This is a genomic window from Streptomyces sp. NPDC090021, from assembly GCF_044748225.1.
Taxonomy (GTDB): Bacteria; Actinomycetota; Actinomycetes; order Streptomycetales; family Streptomycetaceae; genus Streptomyces.
Genome location: NZ_JBIVFO010000008.1, coordinates 184,847 through 208,230, shown reverse-complemented (window position 1 = coordinate 208,230; position 23,384 = coordinate 184,847). Strand labels below are relative to the sequence as shown.

22 protein-coding genes are annotated in these 23,384 nt (G+C 74.5%); 16 read left to right on the top strand and 6 right to left on the bottom strand.

Annotated elements, in window-relative coordinates; translation table 11 throughout:
* Positions 1-146: 146 nt before the first annotated feature.
* From ACIPXC_RS08790 to ACIPXC_RS08780, 3 genes are all read right to left on the bottom strand, one after another.
* Positions 147-380 carry a chaplin gene (locus ACIPXC_RS08790; protein ID WP_401614957.1) on the bottom strand — a complete coding sequence of 78 codons (234 nt, stop codon included), beginning with the start codon at positions 378-380 and terminating at the stop codon, positions 147-149.
* A gap of 245 nt (positions 381-625) precedes the next feature.
* Positions 626-1,036, bottom strand: a complete 411-nt coding sequence (locus ACIPXC_RS08785; RefSeq protein ID WP_030767099.1) for a rodlin — start codon at positions 1,034-1,036, stop codon at positions 626-628.
* A 118-nt stretch (positions 1,037-1,154) separates the two neighbouring features.
* Positions 1,155-1,406, bottom strand: a complete 252-nt coding sequence (locus ACIPXC_RS08780) for a chaplin (RefSeq protein WP_401614954.1) — start codon at positions 1,404-1,406, stop codon at positions 1,155-1,157.
* Positions 1,407-1,580: 174 nt separating this feature from the next.
* On the opposite strand from ACIPXC_RS08780, the gene ACIPXC_RS08775 reads away from it, so the two are divergent.
* The 9 genes from ACIPXC_RS08775 (at position 1,581) to ACIPXC_RS08735 (ending at position 12,840) form a co-directional block, all read left to right on the top strand.
* Positions 1,581-2,669, top strand: coding sequence for a DUF3344 domain-containing protein (locus tag ACIPXC_RS08775; RefSeq protein ID WP_401614951.1), 1,089 nt, complete (start codon positions 1,581-1,583; stop codon positions 2,667-2,669).
* A gap of 19 nt (positions 2,670-2,688) precedes the next feature.
* Positions 2,689-3,876 carry a glycosyltransferase gene (locus ACIPXC_RS08770; RefSeq protein ID WP_401614948.1) on the top strand — a complete coding sequence of 396 codons (1,188 nt, stop codon included), beginning with the start codon at positions 2,689-2,691 and terminating at the stop codon, positions 3,874-3,876.
* Positions 3,877-3,878: 2 nt separating this feature from the next.
* Positions 3,879-5,399, top strand: a complete 1,521-nt coding sequence (locus ACIPXC_RS08765) for an exopolysaccharide biosynthesis polyprenyl glycosylphosphotransferase (protein ID WP_401614994.1) — start codon at positions 3,879-3,881, stop codon at positions 5,397-5,399.
* On the top strand, positions 5,399-6,775 hold the full coding sequence (locus ACIPXC_RS08760; protein ID WP_401614945.1) for an O-antigen ligase family protein: 1,377 nt from the start codon (positions 5,399-5,401) through the stop codon (positions 6,773-6,775). The genes ACIPXC_RS08765 and ACIPXC_RS08760 overlap by 1 nt, the downstream gene beginning before the upstream one ends.
* Positions 6,772-8,778 carry a lipid II flippase MurJ gene (locus ACIPXC_RS08755; protein ID WP_401614942.1) on the top strand — a complete coding sequence of 669 codons (2,007 nt, stop codon included), beginning with the start codon at positions 6,772-6,774 and terminating at the stop codon, positions 8,776-8,778. Before ACIPXC_RS08760 ends, ACIPXC_RS08755 begins: the two co-directional genes overlap by 4 nt.
* Positions 8,768-9,541: a polysaccharide deacetylase family protein gene (locus ACIPXC_RS08750; RefSeq protein WP_401614939.1), complete on the top strand. Its 774-nt coding sequence runs from the start codon at positions 8,768-8,770 to the stop codon at positions 9,539-9,541. The genes ACIPXC_RS08755 and ACIPXC_RS08750 overlap by 11 nt, the downstream gene beginning before the upstream one ends.
* 5 nt (positions 9,542-9,546) lie before the next feature.
* Positions 9,547-10,848, top strand: a complete 1,302-nt coding sequence (locus tag ACIPXC_RS08745) for a glycosyltransferase (RefSeq protein ID WP_401614991.1) — start codon at positions 9,547-9,549, stop codon at positions 10,846-10,848.
* Positions 10,849-10,915: 67 nt separating this feature from the next.
* Positions 10,916-11,701 (top strand): lipopolysaccharide biosynthesis protein, encoded by a 786-nt coding sequence (locus ACIPXC_RS08740; protein ID WP_401614937.1) that lies wholly within the window; start codon positions 10,916-10,918, stop codon positions 11,699-11,701.
* Positions 11,698-12,840 (top strand): GNAT family N-acetyltransferase, encoded by a 1,143-nt coding sequence (locus ACIPXC_RS08735; protein WP_401614934.1) that lies wholly within the window; start codon positions 11,698-11,700, stop codon positions 12,838-12,840. The genes ACIPXC_RS08740 and ACIPXC_RS08735 overlap by 4 nt, the downstream gene beginning before the upstream one ends.
* Positions 12,841-12,845: 5 nt before the next feature.
* Here the strand turns inward: ACIPXC_RS08735 and ACIPXC_RS08730 are convergent, their stop codons facing one another.
* On the bottom strand, positions 12,846-14,522 hold the full coding sequence (locus ACIPXC_RS08730) for a glycosyl hydrolase (RefSeq protein ID WP_401614931.1): 1,677 nt from the start codon (positions 14,520-14,522) through the stop codon (positions 12,846-12,848).
* Between the two features lie 149 nt (positions 14,523-14,671).
* Between ACIPXC_RS08730 and ACIPXC_RS08725 the strand changes: the two genes are divergently transcribed.
* From ACIPXC_RS08725 to ACIPXC_RS08705, 5 genes are all read left to right on the top strand, one after another.
* Positions 14,672-16,069: an ATP-grasp domain-containing protein gene (locus ACIPXC_RS08725; RefSeq protein WP_401614928.1), complete on the top strand. Its 1,398-nt coding sequence runs from the start codon at positions 14,672-14,674 to the stop codon at positions 16,067-16,069.
* A gap of 67 nt (positions 16,070-16,136) precedes the next feature.
* Entirely contained in the window at positions 16,137-17,438 is a 1,302-nt protein-coding gene (locus ACIPXC_RS08720) for an NAD(P)-binding domain-containing protein (protein ID WP_401614988.1), read from the top strand.
* A 25-nt stretch (positions 17,439-17,463) separates the two neighbouring features.
* Positions 17,464-17,820, top strand: a complete 357-nt coding sequence (locus ACIPXC_RS08715) for a hypothetical protein (RefSeq protein ID WP_401614925.1) — start codon at positions 17,464-17,466, stop codon at positions 17,818-17,820.
* A 93-nt stretch (positions 17,821-17,913) separates the two neighbouring features.
* Positions 17,914-19,917, top strand: coding sequence for a SpoIIE family protein phosphatase (locus ACIPXC_RS08710; protein WP_401614985.1), 2,004 nt, complete (start codon positions 17,914-17,916; stop codon positions 19,915-19,917).
* 71 nt (positions 19,918-19,988) lie between these two features.
* Positions 19,989-20,162 carry a hypothetical protein gene (locus tag ACIPXC_RS08705; RefSeq protein WP_401614922.1) on the top strand — a complete coding sequence of 58 codons (174 nt, stop codon included), beginning with the start codon at positions 19,989-19,991 and terminating at the stop codon, positions 20,160-20,162.
* 39 nt (positions 20,163-20,201) lie between these two features.
* Here ACIPXC_RS08705 and ACIPXC_RS08700 read toward each other — a convergent pair whose 3' ends face one another.
* Entirely contained in the window at positions 20,202-20,642 is a 441-nt protein-coding gene (locus tag ACIPXC_RS08700) for a DUF6299 family protein (RefSeq protein WP_401614919.1), read from the bottom strand.
* 155 nt (positions 20,643-20,797) lie between these two features.
* Between ACIPXC_RS08700 and ACIPXC_RS08695 the strand changes: the two genes are divergently transcribed.
* Both ACIPXC_RS08695 and ACIPXC_RS08690 read left to right on the top strand, forming a co-directional pair.
* Positions 20,798-21,400 (top strand): DUF4352 domain-containing protein, encoded by a 603-nt coding sequence (locus tag ACIPXC_RS08695; RefSeq protein ID WP_401614916.1) that lies wholly within the window; start codon positions 20,798-20,800, stop codon positions 21,398-21,400.
* Between the two features lie 57 nt (positions 21,401-21,457).
* Positions 21,458-21,952, top strand: a complete 495-nt coding sequence (locus ACIPXC_RS08690) for a DUF5949 family protein (RefSeq protein ID WP_030852554.1) — start codon at positions 21,458-21,460, stop codon at positions 21,950-21,952.
* Between the two features lie 131 nt (positions 21,953-22,083).
* On the opposite strand, the gene ACIPXC_RS08685 is transcribed toward ACIPXC_RS08690, so the two are convergent.
* Positions 22,084-23,343, bottom strand: a complete 1,260-nt coding sequence (locus ACIPXC_RS08685; RefSeq protein WP_401614913.1) for a cytochrome P450 — start codon at positions 23,341-23,343, stop codon at positions 22,084-22,086.
* Positions 23,344-23,384 lie beyond the last annotated feature (41 nt).

The following is a 23,384-nucleotide window of genomic DNA, read 5'->3' as shown; positions in this document are numbered from 1 at the left end:
CGGGGGGGCACTTCCGCGGGCGGTGGGGGGGGGCGGGGCCCGCGGGGGGGGGGGCGGGGGGGGGGGGGGGGGGGCCGGGGGGGGCCCCCCCGGCCCCCCCCGCGGCCACCCCAAGGAGGTCTGCCCTCGCGGGCGCACGCGCAGCGTCAGGCGTTGACGCAGGTGTTGCCGAACGCGGGGTTCAGCAGCCCGACGAGGTTGGCGCTGTTGCCGCAGACGTTGACCGGGATGTGCACCGGGACCTGGGCGACGTTGCCGGAGAGGACGCCCGGGGAGCCCACGGCCTTGCCGTCGGCCACCGAGTCGGCCATGGCGGGGGAGGCGGCACCGGCCGCCATCAGCGCGCCGGCGGCCAGCACCACTGCCTTCTTGTACGTCATTTCGTTTTCGATCCTTCCCGCAGAGGCGTATCCGCTGCAGAATTAACAACGAGTGGCCCGGGGAAAGGAAACCGCGCTTTTTCGGTGATGGTCCGGAAATTCACTCCGATGCTCCCTCCGGAATTCGGGAGGGCGGTTCGGGCGGTGATTTGCGGCGACAATTCCGGGGTGCTGCGGATGCGCCCGACATGCGGCGAGGCCGCCGCGACCCGAAGGTGCGACGGCCTCGCGGGCGCGGGGTGCGATCAGCTGCCGGCGGAGGCGTTGCCGGAGAGGATCGGGATGTTGCTGAGGATGTGCGAGAGAGCCTCGTCGCCCTTGGCCTGGGTGGAGTTCTCGGTGCACTGCTGGTTCTGCGGGCTGGACAGGACCGGGATGTCCTGGACGCCGACGTTGACCAGGGCCAGCACGGACTGGACGTTGGCCTTCGCGGGGAGCGCGATGCAGGGCTTGTTGAAGGAGCCCTGGATGAGCGCCATCTGCGGGCTCATGTTGCCGTACGTGGCCTGGTTGCCGTAGATCTGGGCGGAGTTGTTGCCGTTCACGGTGTTGATGCCGTTGTCGTTGCCGACGGCCATCGCCTGCGGGGCCATTGCGGCGCCCATGCCCACGACCGAGGCGGCAACCGCGGCCGAGGCCATCATCTTCTTGATCATTGTCGTCCCTTTTTTGCAGGATTGCCCGGTAGCGGAGCACTCGGATCAACGGCGGCGACCCGGTGCGGGTTGCGTGGCTTCACTCGGATGCAGCCGTTTCGCGCGGTGTGATTGACGCTCAGGCGTTCACGCAGGTGTTGCCGAACGCGGGGTTCAGTGCGCCGACCAGGTTCACGGTCAGGGCGCAGACGTTCACGGGGACGTGGACGGGGATCTGGCCCAGGTTGCCGCTCGCCACGCCGGGGGAGCCGGCGGCGAGGCCCTCGGCGGTGGCGCCGCCACCGTGCGCGGAGGCGAGGCCCGCGCCACCCATCAGTACGGCGACGCCTGCGGCGGCGACGGTGGTGCCGCGCACCAGCCTCTTCTTCATCTGCTTATTTCCTTTCGGCTCGAACAATGGTGCACCTCATAACGACCCGCCCGTTGTGAGGGTGCGTGCTATCGCCCAAAAGGCCGTACAAGCGAGTCCGACGTGATTTCCAGCCCGATTTCTGACAAAGTGCACTCCTGTTTTGTCCCGTTGATCGAATATGGAGACAGGGTCATGGGCTCCTCCGGCAGAATCCTCGGCGCGCTCGGCCTGCTGTCCTGCCTCGCACTTTCCGTGAGCGCTCCCGCGGCGGCCGCCCCGCCCGCACCCAAGGAGCTGCCCCGGATCCCGTTCACGCAGCGTTACCAGGCCGTGCAGCACGGCGGGCTGGTCCGCGCCTCCAACTCCGGCATCGGCTGCCGCCGGGAGCGGTCCCCGCAGGCGGAGCGGTGCGCCGAGGTCAAGCGGGGGGCGGCGGGGGTCAACAGCGAGTTCGAGATGTTCTACAGCGAGGTCGACCAGGACCCGGACACCTACAACTCCACCCGGGCCGAGCTCAAGGTCCCCCAGGGCGCGAAGGTCTCGTACGCCCGGCTCTACTGGGGCGGGAACCTGCGGGTGGGCGAGCAGAAGCCGCCGCAGGACAACGGCCGGGTGCTGGTCGCCGAGCCGGGCGGGGCCTACAAGGAGGTCCTCGCCGACACGGTGATCGGCCACCGCACGGACGCGGGCAGCGACGCCTACCAGGCCTCGGCGGACGTGACCCCGCTGGTGCGCAAGGGCGGCGCCGGGATGTGGACGGTCTCGCAGCTGAACATCGCGATGGGCCACTCCGAGGTCGGCGCCTGGGGCGGCTGGACGCTCGTCGTCGCCTACGAGCACCCGCAGGAGCCGCTGCGGCGGGTCTCGCTGTGGGACGGCTTCGAGTCGCTCGCCGCCCGGGCCGGTGACGGAAAGGTCGCGATCGAGGGCCTGGACGCTCCGGCGGGCTCGGCGGGCCGGGTCGGGGTGGTCGCGTACGACGGGGACCGGGGCACCCTCGGTGACTCACTCGTCGTGACCGCCGACAGTGGCCGCCGGGTGAGCATCAGCGACGGGGAGAACCCGTTCAACGACGTCATGAATTCCACGATCACGGAATTCGGCGGACAATCTTTCGTGCGACAGCCGGATCATATGAATAATCTCGGATATGACGCGGACGTGTTCGACCTGAGTCCCGCCCTGTCCGGTGGAGCCCGCAGCCTGGACTTCAGGTTCACGGGCGAAAGTCAGGGTCATTTCCTCGGTGTGCTCTTCGTTCAGACAGACGCGCGCCGCTGAACGCAGGAGACCACTCCACGTGCTCACGCACCCCCGGGCGGCACAGCCCACGACCGTCCTCCACCTCGTACAGCCCGTCGACGGTGGTGTGGCCAGGGTCGTCACCGACCTCGTCCGCGCCCAGAGCGCCCAGGGCATCCGCGCCGTCGTCGGCTGTCCGCCCGGCGGCACGCTCGGCGACGCGGCCCGGTCCGCCGGCGCCGAGGTGTTCACCTGGCGGGCCGGCCGGGCCCCCGGCCCCGGCCTCCCGGCCGAACTGGCCGGCGCCCGAAGACTGTTGCGCCGCATCCGGCCCGACCTCCTGCACGCCCACAGCGCCAAGGCCGGACTGGTCGGACGGCTCGTCGCACGCGGGACGCCACCCACCGTCTTCCAGCCCCACGCCTGGTCCTTCGACGCCGTCGGCGGCACCACCGCCGCGCTCGCCCTGCGCTGGGAGAGGTACGCGGCCCGCTGGGCCGACCGGGTGCTCTGCGTCAGCGAGGCCGAACGCCGCGCGGGGGAGTCCGAGGGCATCGACGCCCGCTGGACGGTCATCCGCAACGGGGTGGACCTCGACCACTACCGGCCCGGCGCACCCGACCCCGGCCAGGACCGGGCCGAGTCCCGCGCCGCGCTGCCGCTGCCGCCCACCTTCCCGGCCGACGCACCGCTCGCCGTCTGCGTCGGCAGGATCTGCGCCCAGAAGGGCCAGGACATCCTGCTGCGGGCCTGGCCCGAGGTGCTCGCGACCCTCCCCGAGGCCCGCCTCGCCCTGGTCGGCGACGGCCCCGACGCCGAGCGGCTGCGCCGGACCGCCCCGGCCGGGGTGCACTTCGCGGGCGCGGCCGCCGACATCCGACCGTGGCTTCGGGCCGCCGATCTCGTTGTACTGCCGTCGCGGTGGGAAGGCATGGCGCTCGCCCCGCTCGAAGCCATGGCCTGTGGCCGACCGGTCCTGGTCTCCGACGTCAGCGGTGCCCGGGAGAGCCTGCCGTCCGGCCAGGGACGCCTGTGCCTGGTACCGCCGGAGGACCCGACGGCACTGGCCAAGGCCCTGGGACGGCTGCTCGCCGAGCCGCGGCTCCTCGCCGAACTCGGGGAGCAGGCCCGGCAGCACGCCCGGACCGACTTCGACGTGCGGCGGACCACGGACGCGGTCAGCGGCCTGTACCACGAACTGCTGGGCAGGCCCCGGCCCTTGAACCAGGAGCGCATCAGCCGATGACGATGGACAGCGCACCCGCCCGGCACACCGGGCAGGGCGGCACGGGGCCCGGCGGCAGCGCCTTCGCGCCCGCACCCCACGGGGCAGCCCGCCGTTCCGCGACCGCCATCCACCCGCCGCGCGGGCCCAGGGCCGACCTGGCACGGTCCGCCGTGCGCCCGCAGCGCCTGCGCCGCAGCAGCCGGGTGCTCCCCCTGCTCACCGCCGACGCGCTGGCCGCCGTAGTCACCGCGGTCACCCTGCCCGGCCAGGTGCTGCCGGCCGCGCCGGCCGTCGCCGTGCTGCCCGCCCTGCTCGTCGCCCTGCACGCGCAGGCGGGCCTGTACCGGCCGCGCCTCGCCCCCTCCGCCCTCCTCGAACTGCCCGCGGTGCTGGGGCGATCCGCCGTCCTGTGGTGCGCGGCGGCCGCCGTGGCAGCAGCCCTCGACCCGGCCCGCGCCATGGGCTGGACCATGCTGCTGACCGCCGTGTGCCTGCAGGCCCTCCTGGTCTGCGCGGGCCGCGGCCTCGCCAACCAGCTACACCGCCGCGCGGCCGTACGACGGCCCGCCTCCACCCTCGTGGTCGGACCGGGCGCCGGGGCGAGCGCGGTCGCCGCGGCCCTGCACGGCCGCCCCGAGTTCGGTCTGCGCCCGGTCGGGCTCGCCGACACCGCCGCCCCCGCCGACGGGGACACCGGCCCCCTCCCGCTCCTCGCCACCCACGAGGACATCCGGCGCGCGGTCATCCAGAACGCCGTCCGGCACGCGGTGTTCACCCGCCCGCCCGAGGCCGACGAGCGCACCGCCTCCCTGGTCCGGCTCTTCCACGACCACGGCTGCCGGCTGTGGCTCGCGGACCCGGCCGGCACCGCCAAGGTCACCGGCATGCGGCTGGCCCACCCCGCCGACCAGCTGTGGGGGTACGCCGTGCAGCCGCTGCTGCCGCGCCCGGCCCGACCGCTGGAGCGCTGGGCCAAGCGGGTCATCGACTCCGCGCTGGCCCTGGTCGCCCTGGTCGCCGCCGCACCGGTGATGCTGCTCTGCGCGGCCGCCGTACGCCTCTGGGACGGACCCGGAGTGATCTTCCGTCAGGAACGCGTCGGCCTGTACGGACGCCCCTTCACCCTGCTGAAGTTCCGCACGCTGCGCGCCGACGCGCACGAGTCCGCCACCCGCTGGACGGTCGCGGGCGACCGCCGGATGAGCGCGGTGGGCTCGTTCCTGCGCAAGTCCTCCCTCGACGAGCTGCCGCAGCTGTGGAACGTCGTGCGCGGAGACATGAGCCTGGTCGGACCCCGTCCCGAACGGCCCTTCTTCGTCGCCAAGTTCTCCACCGTCCACCCCGGCTACGAGGCCCGCCACCGGATGCCCGTCGGCATCACCGGCCTCGCCCAGATCAACGGCCTGCGCGGGGACACCTCCATCGAGGACCGGGCCCGCTTCGACAACCACTACATCGACACCTGGTCGCTGTGGCAGGACCTGTGGATCCTCGCCCGCACCGCCGCCTCCTTCTTCCGCTTCCGGCTGGGAGGCAGCTGATGAGCCTCGCCGCCCCCGGTTCCTGGGCCCGGCCGGACGTACCGGGCCTGCTGCGCCGGCACTGGCCGCTGCTGCCGCTCGCCGCGACCGTGCTCTTCCTGCTCGCCCCGCTCCCGGCCGGCGACGCGACCGCCTCCGGCAAGGTCGGCCCGGCCGACGCCGCCTCGCTGCTGCTGGTCCTCGTCTGCGCCGTCCAGGCGCTGCGCGGCCGGGTACGGCCACTGACCCCCCTGGGGGTCCTCGTCCTCGGGGCGCCGGCCGTCGGCCTCGCCGTCGCGACGGTGACCGCGGGGGACCCGTACGCCGCCCTTCCGGGCTTCGTCCGCTACCTCCAGGTCTTCGTGCTGGTCCCGGCGGCCGTGGTGCTGCTGGTGCAGGGCGCCCGGGAGTTCCGGCTCGCGGCCGGCTGCTTCGTGGTGCTGGCGCTGGTGCAGGGCGCGGTGGGGGTCGTGCAGTACGCGACCGGCACCGGCGCCTCCTACCAGGGCGAGGACATCAGGGCCGTGGGCACCTTCGGCCCCGGCGACGTCATGGGCATGGCGACGGTCGTCGCCTACGGGCTGGTCGTCGCGACCGCCGCCGCCCTCGCCCCCGGACTGCCGTCGCGCCTGCGGCGGACCGCCGCGGGCTGCGCCCTGGTCCTGGTCGTGCCGCTGGTGCTGTCCTTCAGCCGCGGCGCCTGGATCGCCACCCTCGGCGCGGCGCTGCTGGTGATGGCGCTGGCCGGGATCCGACGGGCCCTCACGGTGCTCGCCGCGCTGGCCGCCGCCGGGGTGGTCCTCGTCGGCGGACTCGGCGTCGGCTCGGAGATGGTCGCCGAACGACTGACCTCCATCACCCAGGTCTCCAGCGCCCCCGACCAGTCGGTGACCGACCGCTACACGATGTGGGCCGCCGCCGAGTCGATGTGGCGCGAGCGGCCGGCCACGGGCGTGGGCCTCAAAGGCTTCCCCGCCCACCGTGACGGCCACGCCTCGCTCGGGCTCTCCTCCGGCAGCGACACCGCCGGCGCGGGACAGGCGTACATCCGCCAGCCGCTGCTCTCCCCGCACAACATGTACCTGCTGATCCTCAGCGAGCAGGGCCTGATCGGGCTGATCGCGCTGGCGGGCGGCTGGGCGGCCCTGCTCGTCGCGGGACTGCGGCGGCTCGCCACCGGCGCGGGATCGCGGATGCGGGACTGCGGCCTGATCGCGACCGGGCTGCTCGTGTGGCAGCTGACCGACTTCCTCTACGCGGACATCGGCGGCCCGTCCACCGTCCTCACCGGAGTGATCATCGGCCTGGCGGCCTGGTGGGCGCTCGCCTCCCCGGCGGGCGTCCGCGGCGGCACCGGGGTACGGGGCCCGGTCCCCGAGAGTTCGAGCGGCCGGTGACGGACACCACGCCCTGGCGGCCCGCCTCCGGCACCCGTGCCGGAGCGGGCCACACCCGTGTCCCGCCCACCTCCGGGTACGTGCCGCCCGCGGACGGGGCGCCCGGCGGCGAGCCGCTCCCGGCTGACCCGGGCTTCGTCGCCGGGGGCCTGCCGGCCGGCGAGTCCGCCGTGCGGGAACCGCTGTTCGGTTCCGCGGGCTATCCGGGCGGAGCGCCGGCGGGCTGCGGCGTGCGGGTCGCGGCGCGCGTCGCGAGCGGCCCCGCCGCCGCGCCCGACGGGGAACGGTCCGGCGCCGTCCGCCGTGCGGGCGGGTCCGCCGCACCCGGCGACCGGAGCCGGTTTGGACGCGGCCGCCGCCGGGGAGAGGCCGAGGTGTCCGCCGAGCCCGCCGCAGGCGCCCCGCTCGGGCGGTTCCTGGCCAAGGCCGCCGCCGTCACCGCCGGGCTGACCGCCGCCGGGTCCCTGTTCGGGCTGGTGCGCGACCAGACCATCGCGCACCTCTTCGGCGCCGGGCACGACAGCGACGCCTTCCTCATCGCCTGGACCGTCCCCGAGATGGCCTCCACACTGCTGATCGAGGACGCCATGGCGCTGCTGATGGTGCCCGCCTTCAGCCACGCCCTGGCCCGGCGGGCCGCCGGCCGCGCCGGGCTGACCCGACGGGAGGCCCGCACCCAGGACCCCGTACGGCTGCTGGTCGGGGCGACCCTGCCGCGGCTCCTGGTGTTCCTGGCCGCCGTCGCCTCCGTCCTCGTCGTCGCCGCGCCCGCCGTCGTCGCCGTGCTCGCGCCGGGCCTGCCCGACCCCGGGCTGGCCGTCGAGTGCACCCGCCTGACCGCGCTGACCGTGCTCTCCTTCGGCGTCGCCGGCTACTTCAGTGCCGCGCTGCGCGCGCACCGCTCCTTCGTGCCGCCCGCCGCGATCTACGTCTCGTACAACGTCGGCATCATCGCCACGATGGTGACCCTCCACACCCTGTGGGGCGTGCGGGCGGCCGCCGCGGGCGTCGCCGTCGGCGGGCTGCTGATGGCGCTCGTCCAGCTCCCCTCCTTCATCCGCCACGTCGGCTTCGGTCCGCCCCGGGCCAGACGGTCCGCCGCCCCGCGCAGCCAGCGCGACCGCGACCGCCCCACCCTCATCGCCTTCGGGGTCATCGCCCCCGTCATCCTCTTCTCCGTCTTCCGCCAGTCGCAGGTCCTCGTCGAGCGGTTCCTGGCCGCCTCGCTGCCGTCCGGGGCGATCTCCCACCTCAACTACGCGCAGAAGGTCGCGCAGATGCCGATGGTGCTCTCGCTGATGATCTGCACCGTCACCTTCCCCGTCGTCGCCCAGGCCATGGCGGGCGGCGAACGCGAGAAGGCCCGCCGGCGGGTGGAGCGGGACCTCGCGCTGGCCTCGCTCGCCGTCCTGATGGGCACCGCGCTCGTCATCGGCTACGCCCCCCAGATCATCCAGGTCCTCTTCGAACGCGGCGCCTTCACCCACGAGGACACCCTCGCCACCGCCGCCGTCATGCGGGTCTACGGACTCGGACTGCTCGGCCACTGCCTCGTCGGGGCACTGTCCCGGCCCTTCTTCTCGACCGCCCGGCCCACCTGGTTCCCGGCGCTCGCGATGGGTGCCGGACTGTTTGTCAACGTCGTGGCGGGCGCCTTCGCCGTCCGCTGGTGGGGCATCTACGGGATCGCCGCCGCCAACGCCGCGGGCATCTCCACCGCCGCCGCCCTGCTGCTCACCGGCCTCGGCCCGCGGATCATCGCCATCCACGTCCGCAGGGTCGCCTTCAGCATCGGACGGCTCGCGGTGGCCGCCCTCGCCGCCTGCGCCACCGGCTGGATCGCCGGGCCGATGATCCCCGATCCGCTGCTCAGCGCGGGCCTCGGCTGCCTGCTGGTCCCGGCCATGTTCGGCGCCACCGGCATGGCCATACGCGCCCTCGAAGTCACCGCCCTGTCCGGTCAGATCTCCCAGTTCACGCAGAGGTTCCGCAATGCCCGCTGACACCGACACGGCCCCCGCCGCGGTGGTCCCCGCCCGCCGGACCGCATCGCCGTGGGTCCTGATGTACCACTCGGTCACCGAGTTCACCGACCCCGCCGAGGACCCGTACGGGATCACCGTCACCCCCCTCGCCCTGGAGGCCCAACTGCTGTGGCTGCGCTCCCGGGGCCTGCGCGGGGTGTCGGTCGGCGAACTGCTGCGGGCCAGGGCGGCCGGAGGCGGAACCGGTCTGGTCGGACTGACCTTCGACGACGGCTACACCGACTTCCTGACCCGCGCGCTGCCGCTGCTCCGGCGCCATGACTGCACCGCCACCCTCTTCGTGCTGCCCGGACGGCTCGGCGTCGACAACGTCTGGGACCCGCTGGGCCCCCGCAAGTCCCTGCTGACCGCCGAGGGCATCCGCGAGGTCGCCGCCGCCGGGCAGGAGATCGGCTCCCACGGACTGCTCCACCAGGACCTGACCGCGGCCCCCGACGACGTGCTCCTGCAGGAACTACGGGGCAGCCGCGACCTGTTGCGCGAACTGACCGGAACCCTGCCCGAAGGGTTCTGCTACCCGTACGGGCACCTCGACGCCCGGGTCGTCGACGCGACACGCGCCGCCGGATACGGCTACGCCTGCGCCATCGCCCCCGGGCGGCTCGCCGGCCCGCACGCCCTGCCGCGCACGCACGTCAGCCAGGCCGACGGCGGCACCCGGCTGCGGGTCAAGCACCTGCGCCACCGGGTCCGCGAGCTGCGGCGGGCGGTGCACCGGTGAAGCCGATCGAATCGGTCAGGGCGCTGCACGTCATCACCGGCCTCGGTGTCGGCGGCGCCGAGCAGCAACTGCGGCTGCTCCTGCGGCACATGCCCATGCAGTGCGACGTCCTGACACTGACCAACCCCGGCCCGGTGGCCGAGGGGCTGCGCGCCGACGGGGTGCGGGTCGTGCACCTGGGGATGCGCGGCAACCGGGACCTGGGCGCCCTGCCGAGGCTCGTGCGCTTCATCCGCAGCGGCCGGTACGACCTCGTGCACACCCACCTGTACCGGGCCTGCGTGTACGGGCGCCTCGCGGCCCGGCTCGCGGGCACCGGGACGACCGTCGCCACCGAACACTCCCTCGGCGAGGGCGAGATCGAGGGCCGGCCGCTCTCGGGCGGGGTGCGCGCGCTGTACCTGGCCAGTGAACGCCTGGGCGCGGCGACCGTGGCCGTCTCGGACACCGTCGCCGCCCGGCTGGAGGGGTGGGGGGTACCGGCCGCGCGGGTCCACGTCGTCCCCAACGGGATCGAGGCCGCCCGCTTCCGTTTCGACGAGGGCGTGCGCCGGGCCACCCGGGCCCGCACCGGGCTGCCCGAGCGGGCCTTCGTGGTGGGCGGGGTCGGCCGGCTGGTCCCCGGCAAACGGTTCGACCTCCTGGTGCGGGCCGTGGCCGCGCTGCCGGGCGCGCACCTGCTGCTGGCCGGGGACGGCCCCGAGCGGGCGGGGCTGCGCCGACTGGCCGCCGAACTCGGTGCGCAGAGCCGGATCCACCTGCTGGGGGAGCGGGACCCGCTGGGCGACAGCGCGGACGGCCGTACCCCGGGCATCCCGGCCCTGCTGGCCGCCATGGACGTCTTCGTCTCGCCGTCGCGGGAGGAGGCCTTCGGGCTCGCGGTCGTGGAGGCTCTGGCCGCCGGACTCCCCGTCCTGCACGTGACCTGCCCCGCCATCGACGACCTGCCCGCCGCCGAGGCCCCCGGCGCCCGCCGCATCGGCACCGGCACCGAGGAACTCGTCGCGGCGCTGCGCGGCCACATGGAGGCGGGCGCCCGCCGACTGCCCCCGCCGCCGGTCGTCCGCCGCTACGACATCGCCCACAGCGCGCGGCGGCTGCTGGACGTGTACGACCTCGCCCTCTCGGCCGCACCGGGCGCGGCCGGGACGGCCGGGACGGCGGCCACGGCCCGGAGCACCGCGCCGGACCCGCAGGCTCCGGAACCCGCCGCGGATGCGGGCCCGGGCCCGCATCCGCGATCGCCGGCGGGGCCGACGGTGCCCGCGCCCGGCTCCCCCCGGCGGACGCCGGACGCCCGCGGCTGACCCCCACCCCCGAAGGGGTCCCGCCGGGACCCGAAGGAACCACCCCCTCCAGGAAGCGAGCACCACCATGGCCGACAGCGCCGAGAAGAACTCCGAGAAGAACTCCGAGAAGCCCGAGCAGAAGCCCGGGAAGAGGGCCGACCACCGCTCCGGGAAGAGGTCCGGGCGGCGTCTCACCCGGCCCCCCGTGTGGTGGCCGCTGCCCGCCTGCGCCGTGCTGGGGCTGGCCGCCGGCGGGGCGTACGGGGTGCTCAAGGCCCCCGAGTACGCCGCCACCAGCTACGTCGTGGCCGTGCCCGACGACACCACCGAGCCCGCCACCGCCCTCGGCTTCGCGCAGGCGTACGCCCGTATCGCCACCAGCAGTTCCACCCTCGCCTACGCGCAGCCCCGCGCGGGCATCACCACGCGGGAGCTGCGGACCCAGGTGCGGGCCGAGACCTCCCCCGAGTCCCCGATGATCGCCATCACCGGTACCTCCAAGAGCCCCGCCGAGGCCGCCGACATCGCGAACGCGGTCGCCGACGCCCTGTCGCTGAGCAGCAACCAGGCCGCCAAGAACACCGGCGTCCAGCTGCTCCTCTTCAACCAGGCCGTGGCCCCCACCGAGCCCGCCTCCCCGTCCGCCGCCGTCAGCGGCGCCGTGGGGACGTGCGCCGGCGGGCTGCTGGGCGGCCTGTGGCTGCTCGCCCGGCCCGGGCGCGCGCGGCGCCCCGGGGAAGGCGCGTCCGCAGCCGGTCCGGTGGCCGAGCCCGTCGCGGAGCGCGCGGCCGGGGCTCCGGCCGAGGAGTACGCCACGCTCCCCGCCCAGGGTGAGCCGGTCTCGGCCAAGGAGAAGGAGTCCGTTCGATGAGTCGGGGCTCCGCCGGGGCCCTGTCGGTGACGCTGTGCCGCGACCCCCGGCAGTTCGCCGCGCTGGAAGAGCCGTGGAACCGGCTCGTCCGCGCCTGTCCCACCGCCACCCCCTTCCAGAGCCACGCCTGGCTGCACTCCTGGTGGCTGTCGTACGGGAAGGAGGGGCGGCTCCGGATCGTCCTGGTCCGGCGCGGCGGGGAACTGGTCGGCGCGGCCCCCCTGATGCTCGTGCACCGGCCGATCCCGCTGCTGGTGCCCCTGGGCGGCCCGATCACCGACTACTTCGACGTCCTCGTGGCCGCGGAGCACGCCGGCCGGGTCGTGCCGGCGCTGGCCCGGGGGCTGCACCGGGCGGCCCGCGGCGCGGTGGTCGACCTGCGGGAGGTGCGCCCCGGGGCCGCCGCCGAGGAGCTGTACCGGCAGTGGCCCGGGATCGGCAGCCGGCTCGCCGACTCCACGTGCATGGAGCTGCCGACCCTGCCGTTCGACGAACTGGTCAAGCGGATGCCGGCCTCCGGCGCCCAGCGGGTGCGGGCCAAGCTGCGCAAGACCGACGCGGCCGGGATCGAGGAGCACGAGGCCACCGAGCAGGAAGTGCCGCGTGCGGTACGGAACCTGCTGCGGCTGCACGAGAAGCAGTGGCGCGGCCGCGGGGTGACCCCGGAGCACCTGCGCCCCCGCTTCGCCGAGCACCTGACCCGGGCCACCCGCCGGATGGTGCGGGCGGGGGAGGGCCGGCTGACGGAGTTCCGGCTCGACGGGAAGGTGGTGGCGGCCAACGTCACCCTGCTGTCGGCGGGACTGAGCGGCGGCTACCTCTACGGGGCGGACCCGGACCTGCGGGCGCGCAAGGTGGACGTGGCGACGCTGCTGCTGCGCTACGAGGCCGGGCGGGCGCTGGCAGAGGGCCGGCCGGTGGTGAGCTTCCTGCGGGGCAACGAGCCGTACAAGAACCACTGGCGGCCCGAGACGGTCGTCAACCAGCGCTTCCTGATGGCACCGAGCGCGCTCGCGCCCCTGCTGCGGCTGCACGAGTCGCAGGTGACGGGGCGCGAGCGGGCGGTGGGAGCGCTGCGGGAGGCGCTGCCGGCCGCCAGGGACTGGCGGGCGCGGCTCAACGAGCTGCGGGTGCGATGACCCGTCTAGAAGGGCCAGAAGCCGGAGTCCTTCCCCAGGTCGATGGTGAAGCAGACCGACTGCTTGCCGACGAGCTTGGACAGCCACTCGCCGAAGTTGAGCGGTACGCACCACTGCCTGCTGTTGAGCGGCGGCTGCTGCGGCTGCGGCAGGGGTCCGGCCGGAGTCGGCTCGGGCTTCGGCACGACCGGTCCCGGCGTGACGGGCGCCGGTGCCACCGGCGAGGGCGCCGCGGGGGAGGGCTCCGGCACTGCGGGGCTGGGGGTGACGACGGGCTCGGGGACCTCGGGGCTCGGCTCCGGCGGCGTGGGACGGGGACTGACGGGTACGGGGACCTCGGGGCTCGGTGCGACCGGGGTCGGGACGTCGGGCGTGGGCACCTGCGGCGTGGGTACGGCCGGGGTGGGGACTTGCGGGGTGGGCACGGCCGGAGTCGGGGCGACCGGGGTCGGGACGTCGGGCGTCGGGACCTGCGGCGTGGGCACGGCCGGGGTGGGCACCTGCGGCGTGGGCACGGCGGGTGTGGGCACCTGCGGGGTGGGTACGGCCGGGGTGGGGACGGCGGGTGTGGGGACCTGCGGCGTGGGCACGGCCGGCGTGGGCACCACGGGGGTCGGCACCACGGGTGTGGGCACGACCGGCGTGGGTACGACCGGCGTGGGGACGACCGGCGTGGGGACGACCGGCGTGGGCACCGGGCCGGGCGCCTCCGGCATCAGCGCGTCCCGGAATGCCTTCGAGGACTCGGGGTTCTGCTTGCACTGCCACACGCCGTGCGGGCAGTAGTCGGTGATGGTGTGGTAGAGCGGCTTGTGCTGCTCGATCCACCGCAGCATGCGCCGCACGTACTCCGCGTTGTCCCCGCGCCGGAACAGCCCCCACTCCGGGTAGGAGATCGCCTTGCGGTGCGCCCGCGCGAAGTCGACGTGCTTCTGGAGCCCGTACGGCTGGGAGATCTGCTCGTCGAAGGTCTCTCCGGGGGCCTGGTCGTAGGAGTCCATCCCGATGATGTCGACGTGGTCGTCGCCCGGGTAGCACTTCGTCCAGCCGATCGCGTCCGTACCCCGGTTCGGGGCGAAGTCGAACTTGAACCTCTGGCCGGGCACGGCGCGCATCACGTCGACGACGCGCCGCCAGTACACCTTCCAGTTCGCCGGGTCGGGCCGGCACCGGTGGGTGTAGGTGACGCCGTTCATCTCCCAGCCGAGCACGATCACGGTGTCGGGGACCCCCAGCGACACCAGCCGCTCGGCGAGCCGGCGGAAGTGCTCGTCGTGGTCGCCGCGCGCGCCCGCCCGGATCAGCCGGGCCACCTGCTGGTCGGGCACCCGCGCCTCGTTGCGCGCCTGCATGGGCACGTTGAGGACGAACATCCGGTCGTCGTCCGCCAGCCGCCACCGCGCCCAGTCCTCCAGGAAGGAGACCCGGCCCTCGATGCCGGCCCACTGGTCGCCGGGGAGATAGGTGTGGCCGACGCGGATCTCCCTGCCGCCCAGCCAGCGCGAGAGGTACGGGATGCGGGCCACCCCGCTGGGTCCGTAGTCGAGGTAGGCGCCCATCGCGATGCCGGAGTCATCGGTCCGGTTCTTCTCGGGCGCCGCGAGGGCGGCCCCGGTGGCCAGCAGCCCGGCCGTGAGCGTACCGACGCAGGTGCTCGCCAGTCGGCGGCGTGGTCTGGGCATGGCGTCTCCCGAGCTCTCCCGAATCGGTGTGCTTGTCGAAGACGTTGGCATCAGATCTGACGAACTGCCTGTTCGGTGACTGCCGGGTAGGCCATTCGCAGCTCCACACCACCCCCGCTTGGTCCGACTAGGTGAAAGACACCGTTGCCATGCACGCGTTCGCCAACCATGTGCCCGCCGTTGTGCTCAGACTCGACCGCAATCCGTTCCACCACGGAACCCTCGGCGCGGTCAGATCCCTCGGCCGCAAGGGTGTGGAGGTCCATGCCGTCGTCGAGGCCGGGGGAGGTCCCACGGGGCGGTCGCGGTACCTGCGCGCCGCGCACCCCGGGCCCGTCGGCGGACTCGACCCGCAGACGCCCGAGGCCCTGCTGGAGTGCCTGACCGCGGTGTCGGAGCGGATCGGCCGTCCCGCCGTGCTCATCGCCATGGACGACCTGAGCGCCATCTCCGTCTCCCGGGTCGCCCCGGCGCTCCGCGACCGCTTCCGGATCCCCCACCAGCCGGACAACCTGCCCGCCCGGGTGGCCGACAAGGCCGAGTTGGCCAGGCTCTGTTCACGATGGGACGTCCCGCACCCGGAGACCGTGGTCCCGGCGAGCGGAGCCGAGGCGGCGGAGGTCGCCTGGCGGCTGGGCCTGCCGGTGGTCGCGAAGTGGAGCCGGCCCTGGCTGCTGCCCCCCGGGGCGGACGGACTGCGCAGCACCACCCTCGTGCACACCACCGCCGAGGCGCGCCGGCTGTACGAGCGCTCCGCCGAGGCCGGGAGCAGGCTGCTGCTCCAGCGGTTCCTGCCGGCCGGCCCGGACACCGACTGGTTCTTCCACGGCGCCTTCACCCGGGGCGGCCGCCCGCTGCTCGCCGGATCGGGCCGCAAGGAGCTGTCCTGGCCGGTGCGCACGGGGCTGACGGCGGTCGGCCGCTGGCTGCCCGACCCGGCGGTGGAGGAGGCCGCGCTGCGGCTCGCCGAACGCCTCGGCTACCAGGGCATCCTGGACCTGGACTTCCGCCGGGACGAGCGCGGGGTCTTCCGGCTGGTGGACTTCAACCCCCGCCCGGGCGCGCAGTTCAGGCTGTTCACGGACGCCGCCGGGCTGGACGTGGTCCAGGCGATGTACCTGGACCTGACGGGCCAACGCGTCCCGCAGCCCTCGGGCGGCGCGGGCCGCGTCTTCGTCGCGGAGAACTACGCGCTGCTGGCCGCGGTCCGGGGCCGGTCCCTGCCGCGCCGCCGGCCGGCGGCGGACCCCGCACCGCCGAAGCAGGGCCCGGCCGACGGGCGGGCGCAGGTCGAGGCGGCCTGGTTCGCGGCGGACGATGTCCGGCCGTTCCTGGCCATGCTCGCTGCGTTCCTGGGACGCGGCGCGGCCAAGGGGGTACGGGTCCTTCGCGGTGTCCCGGCGCAGGGCCGCCGTACGGCGCGCGCGGTCGTCCGCGCGCCCCGCCAGCGCGGCCGGGAGCAGCCGGGCGTGGGCTCCGCGGGGGCGGTCTCCCGCCCCGTTCCGCCGGAGGCCTCGGCCGAGCCGGACGAACTGGTGACGCGGTGACCGGGCCGGGCCCGGCGGGCGGGACCGGGCGGGAGGCCATCGAGCCGGAGGAGCGGCTGTGACGCGGATCGACGATCTCGTGGTGATCGGTGCGGGCCCGTACGGGCTGTCGATCGCCGCCCACGCCGCCGCCGCGGGTCTCGGCGTACGGCTGCTGGGGAGGCCCATGGCCTCGTGGCGCGACCACATGCCCGAGGGCATGTACCTGAAGTCGGAGCCCTGGTCCTCCAACCTGTCCGCGCCGGACGGGCGGCACACGCTGGCCGAGTACTGCGCCTCCCTCGGAACGGTCGCGGAACACGGCACTCCGCTGCCCATCGGCACGTTCAGCGCGTACGGGATCTGGTTCGCCCGGCACGCCGGGCCGCAGGTGGAGGAGGTGACCGTCACGGAGGTGACCCCGCAGGGCGACGGTTTCCGCGTCCGCACTGCCGAGGGACCGCCCCTGCGCGCCCGCACGGTCGCCGTCGCGGCCGGGGTGATGCCCTTCACCCACCATCCCGAGGCGCTGCGGGAGCTCCCGCCCGGCCACTACTCGCACAGCAGCGGCCACCGGGACCTGTCCGGTTTCGCGGGCCGCGAGGTCGCGGTGCTCGGGGCCGGACAGGCGGCCCTGGAGACCGCCGCCCTGCTGGCCGAGCAGGGGGCGCGGCCGTGCCTGGTCGCCCGGCGCTCCCGGCTGAACTGGAACACCGTTCCGCAGCCGCTGAGCCGGCCCCCGCTGCGTGCCCTGCGCGAACCGCACAGCGGTCTCGGCACGGGCTGGCGCAGCTGGGTGTGGTCGGAGCTGCCCTGGGCGGTGCGCCGGCTGCCCGCGCACACCCGGGAGCGGATCGCGGCGACCGCACTGGGGCCGGCCGGCGCCTGGTGGCTGCGGGACCGCTTCGAGCGGCGCGTGCCCGCGCTGCTGGGGCACCGGTTGCACCGGGCGGTGGCGGTGGGCGAGCGGACGCGGCTCGGGCTGACCTCGCACGCGGGCGAATCGGTGGTCCTGGACGTCTCCCACGTCATCGCTGCCACCGGCTTCGCCCCGGACCTGGCCCGGCTGGAGATGCTGGACGCGGGGCTGCGCGCCGCGCTGACGACCGTCGGCAACGGCAGGGCCCCGGAGCTCGGCCCCGGCTTCGAGTCCTCGTGGCCCGGGCTGTTCTTCGCGGGGCTGCTGACGGCTCCCTCATTCGGCCCTTCCATGCGATTCGTGCACGGCGCGGGCTTCACGGCGGGGAGACTGGTGAGAGGAGTCCGCAAGCGCCTCGGTGCCCGGGGTCCGCGGCCGGGCTCCCCCGGGGGCGCCCGGCTCGGCCGGGCCGCTTCCTCCGGGCCGGGTCCGGGGGTGCCTCCGGGGCATCCGAAGACGCACCTGCGGTGAGATCCGCGGTGAGAAGGGGTCCGTGATGAGCGCGGAGCGAGCACAGGGCCGCGGCTGGGTACGCATTCCCGCCAGCCGCGGCGAACAGTCCGCCACAGCCATGTCCGCCGGGCACGACCGGTCCTCGTACCCGGGCGGGCATCCGGGCCAGTACGCGGGCCCGCATCCGGGCCCGTACCCGGGCGGGCACGACCGGTCCTCGTACCCGGGCGGGCAACCGGGCCCGTACGCGGGCCCGTACGCGACGGCCTCCGCCGCCGACCAGGCCACGATCTACCTCTCCGTCGTCCAGCGCTGGCGGGAGGCGGGGCGCACCCTGCCGGGCCAGCCCGACGAGGAGTGGGAGCGCCTGATCTCCCAGCCGTACTGGCCCGGCCGGTAGGGGGTGCGGAGGGTGGCGGCGGAGCGCGACGGACCCGGGCCGGGCCGGCGGATCCCCGTGACCGACGCCGGGAAGCGGCTCGCGCTGAACGGCATGGGCAGTTTCGAGTGGGACCTGGGCTCGCGGACGGTGGCGCTGGACGCGGCCGCCATGGGCGTGTTCGACGTGGAGCCGGAGGAGTACGACGGCACCGCGGAGGGCGCCGCCCTGCGCGTGCGGCCCGAGGACGCGGCCCGGCTGCGCGAGACCATCGCCGGTGTCCTGGCGGAGGGCGGCGAGACGTTCGGCGCGTACTTCACCGTGCACCGGCGCGACGGCCGTGACCAGTGGACGCACACCACGGGCCGGGTGGTGCGGGACGAGGAGGGGCAGGCGCTGTACATCGCCGGGATCGTCCGGGACGCGGCGGCGGAGCTTGCCCACGCGACGCTGCTGCGCAAGCTGGAGGCGGCGCGCGCCCAGCAGACGACGATCGTGCAGCGGACCACCGAGGCCCTGTCGCGGGCGGTGACGGTCGACGACGTCACGGCCGCGCTGACCGGGGCGGGCGCGCTGGAGCGGCTCGGGGCGGACGGCCTGGCCCTGGGGCTGGTCGAGGGCGGCACCATGAAGATCATCGCGCTGAGCGGGGAGTCGTTGGAGATCCTCAGCGAGCGCCGGTTCACCCGGATGGACGGGTCGCTTCCGCTCTCGCACGCGGTGCTGACCAGGCAGGCACGTTTTGTCACCTCGCTCGGCGAGCTCGGCGGCGAATTCCCGCTCCTCGCGGACTACCTGAACCGCATCCGCTTCGAGGCCGCCGCCTACCTGCCGTTGATCGCCCAGGCCAAGGCCATCGGCGGGCTGGTCCTCTTCTACCGCCGGCGCGAGGAGTTCAGCCCCGAGGAGCGCAACCTGTGCCTGGGCCTGGCGGGCATCGTGGCGCAGTCGCTCCAGCGGGCGCTCCTCTTCGACCAGGAGCGGGAATTCGCGACCGGACTGCAGGCGGCCATGCTGCCGCGCCGGATCCCGGAGATCTCCGGCGGGGAGATCGCGGTCCGCTACCACGCCGCGTGGAGCGGTCGGGAGGTCGGCGGGGACTGGTACGACGTGATCGCGCTGCCCCGCAACCGGGTCGGCATCGTCGTGGGCGACGTACAGGGCCACGACACGCACGCGGCGGCCATCATGGGCCAGCTGCGGATCGCGCTGCGGGCGTACGCGGGGGAGGGCCATCCGCCGTCCACGGTGCTGGCGCGGGCCTCGCGCTTCCTCGCCGAACTGGACACCGAGCGGTTCGCCACCTGCATGTACGCGCAGGTGGACCTGGAGACCGGCGGCGTACGCGCGGTCCGCGCGGGCCACCTCGGCCCGCTGATCCGCCACACGGACGGGCGAACGGGCTGGCCCAACGTGCGCGGCGGCCTCCCGCTGGGGCTGGCCTCGGCCTTCGAGGAGGAGGAGTTCCCCGAGACCCAGCTCGACCTCGTTCCCGGCGAGACGCTGGTGCTGTGCACCGACGGCCTCGTGGAGGAACCCGGTACGACGATCACCGCGGGCATGGACGCCCTCGCCCACGCGGTGCGCAGCGGCCCCCAGGACGCCGGGGCGCTCGCCGACCACCTCTCGGACCGGCTGTGGGAGCGCTGGGGCTCCGGGGACGACGTGGCGCTGCTGGTGCTGCGCAGGGCTCCCGACCCCGGCACCCACCGGGCCCCGCGCATCCACCAGTACATCCACCAGGCCGACCCCGAGGGCCTCTCGGACGCCCGCTACGCGCTGCGCCAGGCCCTGCGCGACTGGGGTGTGCCCGAACTCGCCGACGACGTGGAGGTGGCGGCGGGGGAGCTGCTGGTCAACGCCCTGCTGCACACCGACGGCGGGGCGGTGCTGACCATGGAGGTGCTCCCGGAGCCGGTCCGCAGGATCCGGCTGTGGGTCAAGGACCGCTCCAGCGTGTGGCCGCGCCGGCGCAGCCCCGGCGAGGCGGCCACCACGGGTCGCGGACTGCTCCTGGTGGACGCCCTGGCCACGCACTGGGGCGTGGAGTCCCGGGGCGACGGCAAGGCGGTGTGGTGCGAGTTCGACGTCGGCGGCAGCCCCCGGAGCTCGGGGTGACCACCCGGACACGTCGGGTTGTGGGCGGTGGGAGCCGGGGTGATGATGCCGACCATGGAACGGAACATGCTGTGCGCAGGCTGAACCTGGGGGCCGTGACCGGCGTCCTCGCCGTGCTCCTGCTGGCCGCCGGAGTGCCCACGGTCGTGGACTGGACGACGGGACGGCCGCACACGGACCCCGGGTGCCGGACGGTGGCGTTCATGTCGATGACGGGCGTCGCACCCGAGTGCCGGTCCCGGTAGCGGCGGCTACCGGGAGGGCGCCACGGCCGCGCACGGGCTTCAGTGCCTGCGCACCTCGACGTCCTTCGTGTCCCGCGCGACGGTGGCGACCGACTTCGGCATCAGGCCCGAGAGGCGGACCTCCTGCAGCTCGGCGGTGACCACCGCGTGGCCCGGCCGCACGTTCACCCAGCGTCCCGGGGCGGTGGCCACCCACCGGCGCTCCGTGCCGTCACAGACGGGCTGCTCCGCGCCGACGCTCAGCCGGTGCCCGTCCTCCTGGACGACGGTCGCCCTGATCTGCATCGCCCCCGTGGGTGACGCCTGCTCGCAGTGGTAGGACCCGGAAAGGGTGACGGTGCCGTCCGCCGCGACGTAGGCGTCGTGATGTACGGAAATACCTTGATTGAAAACGGTGGCGCCGGCCGGAGCGCTGAACAGCGTGGTGGCGGCCAGTGCGGAGAAGGCCGCCAGGGCCATTCGGTGGGCGGAGATGCGCATTCTTCCTCCAAAGGGTGCGGACGGCGGGATTCCGCCGGAACGCATTGTGCTGGCAGGTGGCCGTACGCACTCGCTCCGCACACTCGTGTCGTTGTGTGCAATTGCCTGCCCGGGCGCGTGAAACTGGCCGCACCACGTCCCCGAAGGGATCTTGTATGCGCCAGTCCGCCCTCCCCGGCCTCCCCTGCCTCCCCGCCCTCGCCCTGCTCCCGCTCCTGCTGCTCGGTGTCACCGCCTGCGGGAGCGTTCCCGAGGGGGCCGCCCTCGCCCCCGCCGCGGCGCCGGCCGTCCCGGTGGACGACGGGGCTCCGGGGGGCGAGGGCGGCCCGTTGCGGCCGGGCGCGAAGGATGCCCATGTGGGTGACGCCGTACGGGTGCACGGCTCGCAGGTCGGCCGCCACCTGGAGGTCGTGCTCGGTGCCTATGTCGACCCCGCGGTCAGCACGGACAAGAACTTCGCGCCGCCGGCCGGCAAACGCTGGGTCGCCGCCTCGATGTCGTTCGTCAACGTGGGCGGTGCCTCGTACGGGGCGCTCGGACGCATGTGGGCGCACGACGGCGCGGGGCAGCGCCACCCGGTGGTTCCCACCGGTGAGCTGACGACCGGCAAACCGATCGTCTTCGATTCCCTCGCGGTCGGTGAGCGGGCAGAGGGATGGGTGGTGTTCGAAATCCCGGAAAACGCGCGCATCGTGCGGCTCGAATACCAGGACGCGAACATCAGGGCGAATACCGGAGAGGGATTCTGGGCCGTCTAGCCCGCCCGGGTGAAAGGCCGTGAAAGGCCCGGGCGTGGGACCACTAGGGTGCGGCGCATGACTTCTACTCAAGCCGAAATCGACCGGTCCCAGCTCGGCACCCTTTCGGTGCTCGCCTGGATCGGCGACCCCTCCGAGGCGCACGACATCCCGTACCTCCTCGCCTACACCCTGGGCGACGGCCCGGGGGGCCGGGAGGCCGGTGAGGCGGCGGCACGCGGGCTGCTGGAGGAGATCGGACTGCCCATCGGCGACGTCGTCATGGACGGCACCCGCAACCCGGCCGGCTTCCCGGTGCAGATCCTGCTGGAGGGCAACCAGATCGCGCTCACCCTGCCCGGGATGAACGCGCAGTGCACCGCCCCCGACGAGTGGGTCGCCGCGGCGGACGAGAGCGGCCAGGCCTACTTCCTCTTCGCCACGCGCGCCTGGCCCGAGGCGGTCCCCGGACGCCCCGTCGACGCCAAGACCCTCCAGGCCTTCGCGGGCGACGAGGAGGTCCTCACGGGCAGCGCCCACTGCGTCCTCTCCGTGCGGCGCCTGCAGAAGTAGCCCCGCCGGGCGCCCGCCCCGTGCGCCCACCCGCTCCGGCCGCCGGGCTCCCAGCCTGCCCGGTGGCCGGTCCCCGCCCCCCGGGGCCTGCCCTCGGTCCCTTCCCCCGGTCCCTTCCTCAGGTCCCTTCCTCAGGGCCGTTCGAAGGCGAACCTGAGCGAGCGGACCCGGTTGTCGAAGTTCGAGCCCGCCAGGTCCGGCAGGCCCACCGCGCGCAGCCCGACCGGCCGGGTCAGCAGCTCGCGGAAGAGCGCCTTCATCTCGACCCGGGCCAGGTGCGCACCCAGGCAGAAGTGCGGGCCGCCGCCGCCGAAGCCCAGGTGAGGATTGGGCGAGCGGGTGATGACGAAGGCGTCGGGGTCCGGGAAGACCGACTCGTCGCGGTTGGCGGAGGCGTAGTACAGGACGACCTTGTCGCCCGGCCGCAGGACCCGGCCGCCCAGGGTGTGCTCGGCGACCACCGTCCGGCGGAACTGGATGATCGGCGTCGAGTGCCGGATCATCTCGTCCACCGCGCCGTCGGCGTACGCCTCGAAGTCCGACAGCAGCAGGTCCCGCTGGTCGGGGTGGTCGGTCAGCAGGGTCAGCCCGTGGGTGATGGCGTTGCGGGTGGTCTCCACCCCGGCCACCATCAACAGCGAGAAGAAGGCGCCGAGCTGGCGGGCCCCGAGGGCCTGCCCGTCGACGTTCGCGCGGACCAGCGCCGAGATCAGGTCGTCGGTGGGGTTCCTGCGCCGCTCCCGGCCGATGCCCGCCACCATCCGCTGCATCCGGGCGAGCGCGCGCAGCCCGCGGCCGGGCATCCGCAGCCGGGAGGCCAGGCCGCGTTCCACGCCGATGTGCTCGGAGGCGTGGTTGACCCGGTCGGCGATCTCGGCGCGGAAGCGCTCCGGGATGCCCATCATGTTGCAGATGACCTCCAGCGGCAGCCGGGAGGCCACCGCCGAGACGAACTCGTCGGGCCGGTCGGCCAGTACGTCGTCCACGATGCGGGCGGCCACGGCGTGGATGTCGGCCTCGGCGGCGGCCAGCAGGCGCGGGGTGAAGGCCCGTTGGACGATCTTGCGGAGCTGGGCGTGGTCCGGGCCGTCGAGGTTGACCATCGAGTCGCCGAACAGGGCGCGGACCCACCGGGCCGGCTCGGGGGTGGTCACCCCCGGGGCACTGGCGAAGACCTTGGGCAGCCGGCTGGCCTCCTGTACGTGGGCGTGGCGGACCAGGGCCCAGTGACCGGCCCCCTCGGGCACGAACACCGGGCCCTCGGCGGCGCGCAGGCGGGCGAAGGCGGCGAGCCGGTGGGCGGGCGGCTGCTGCCAGAAGCCCGGCTCGGCCAGCTCTCTGCCGGGTCCGGGTCCGGGTCCGGTGCCGTGGCGTTGCGCCGGGAGTGTCATGGCCGTGCCTCCAGTCGGGCGGTGGGTGCTGCTCGTCCTGC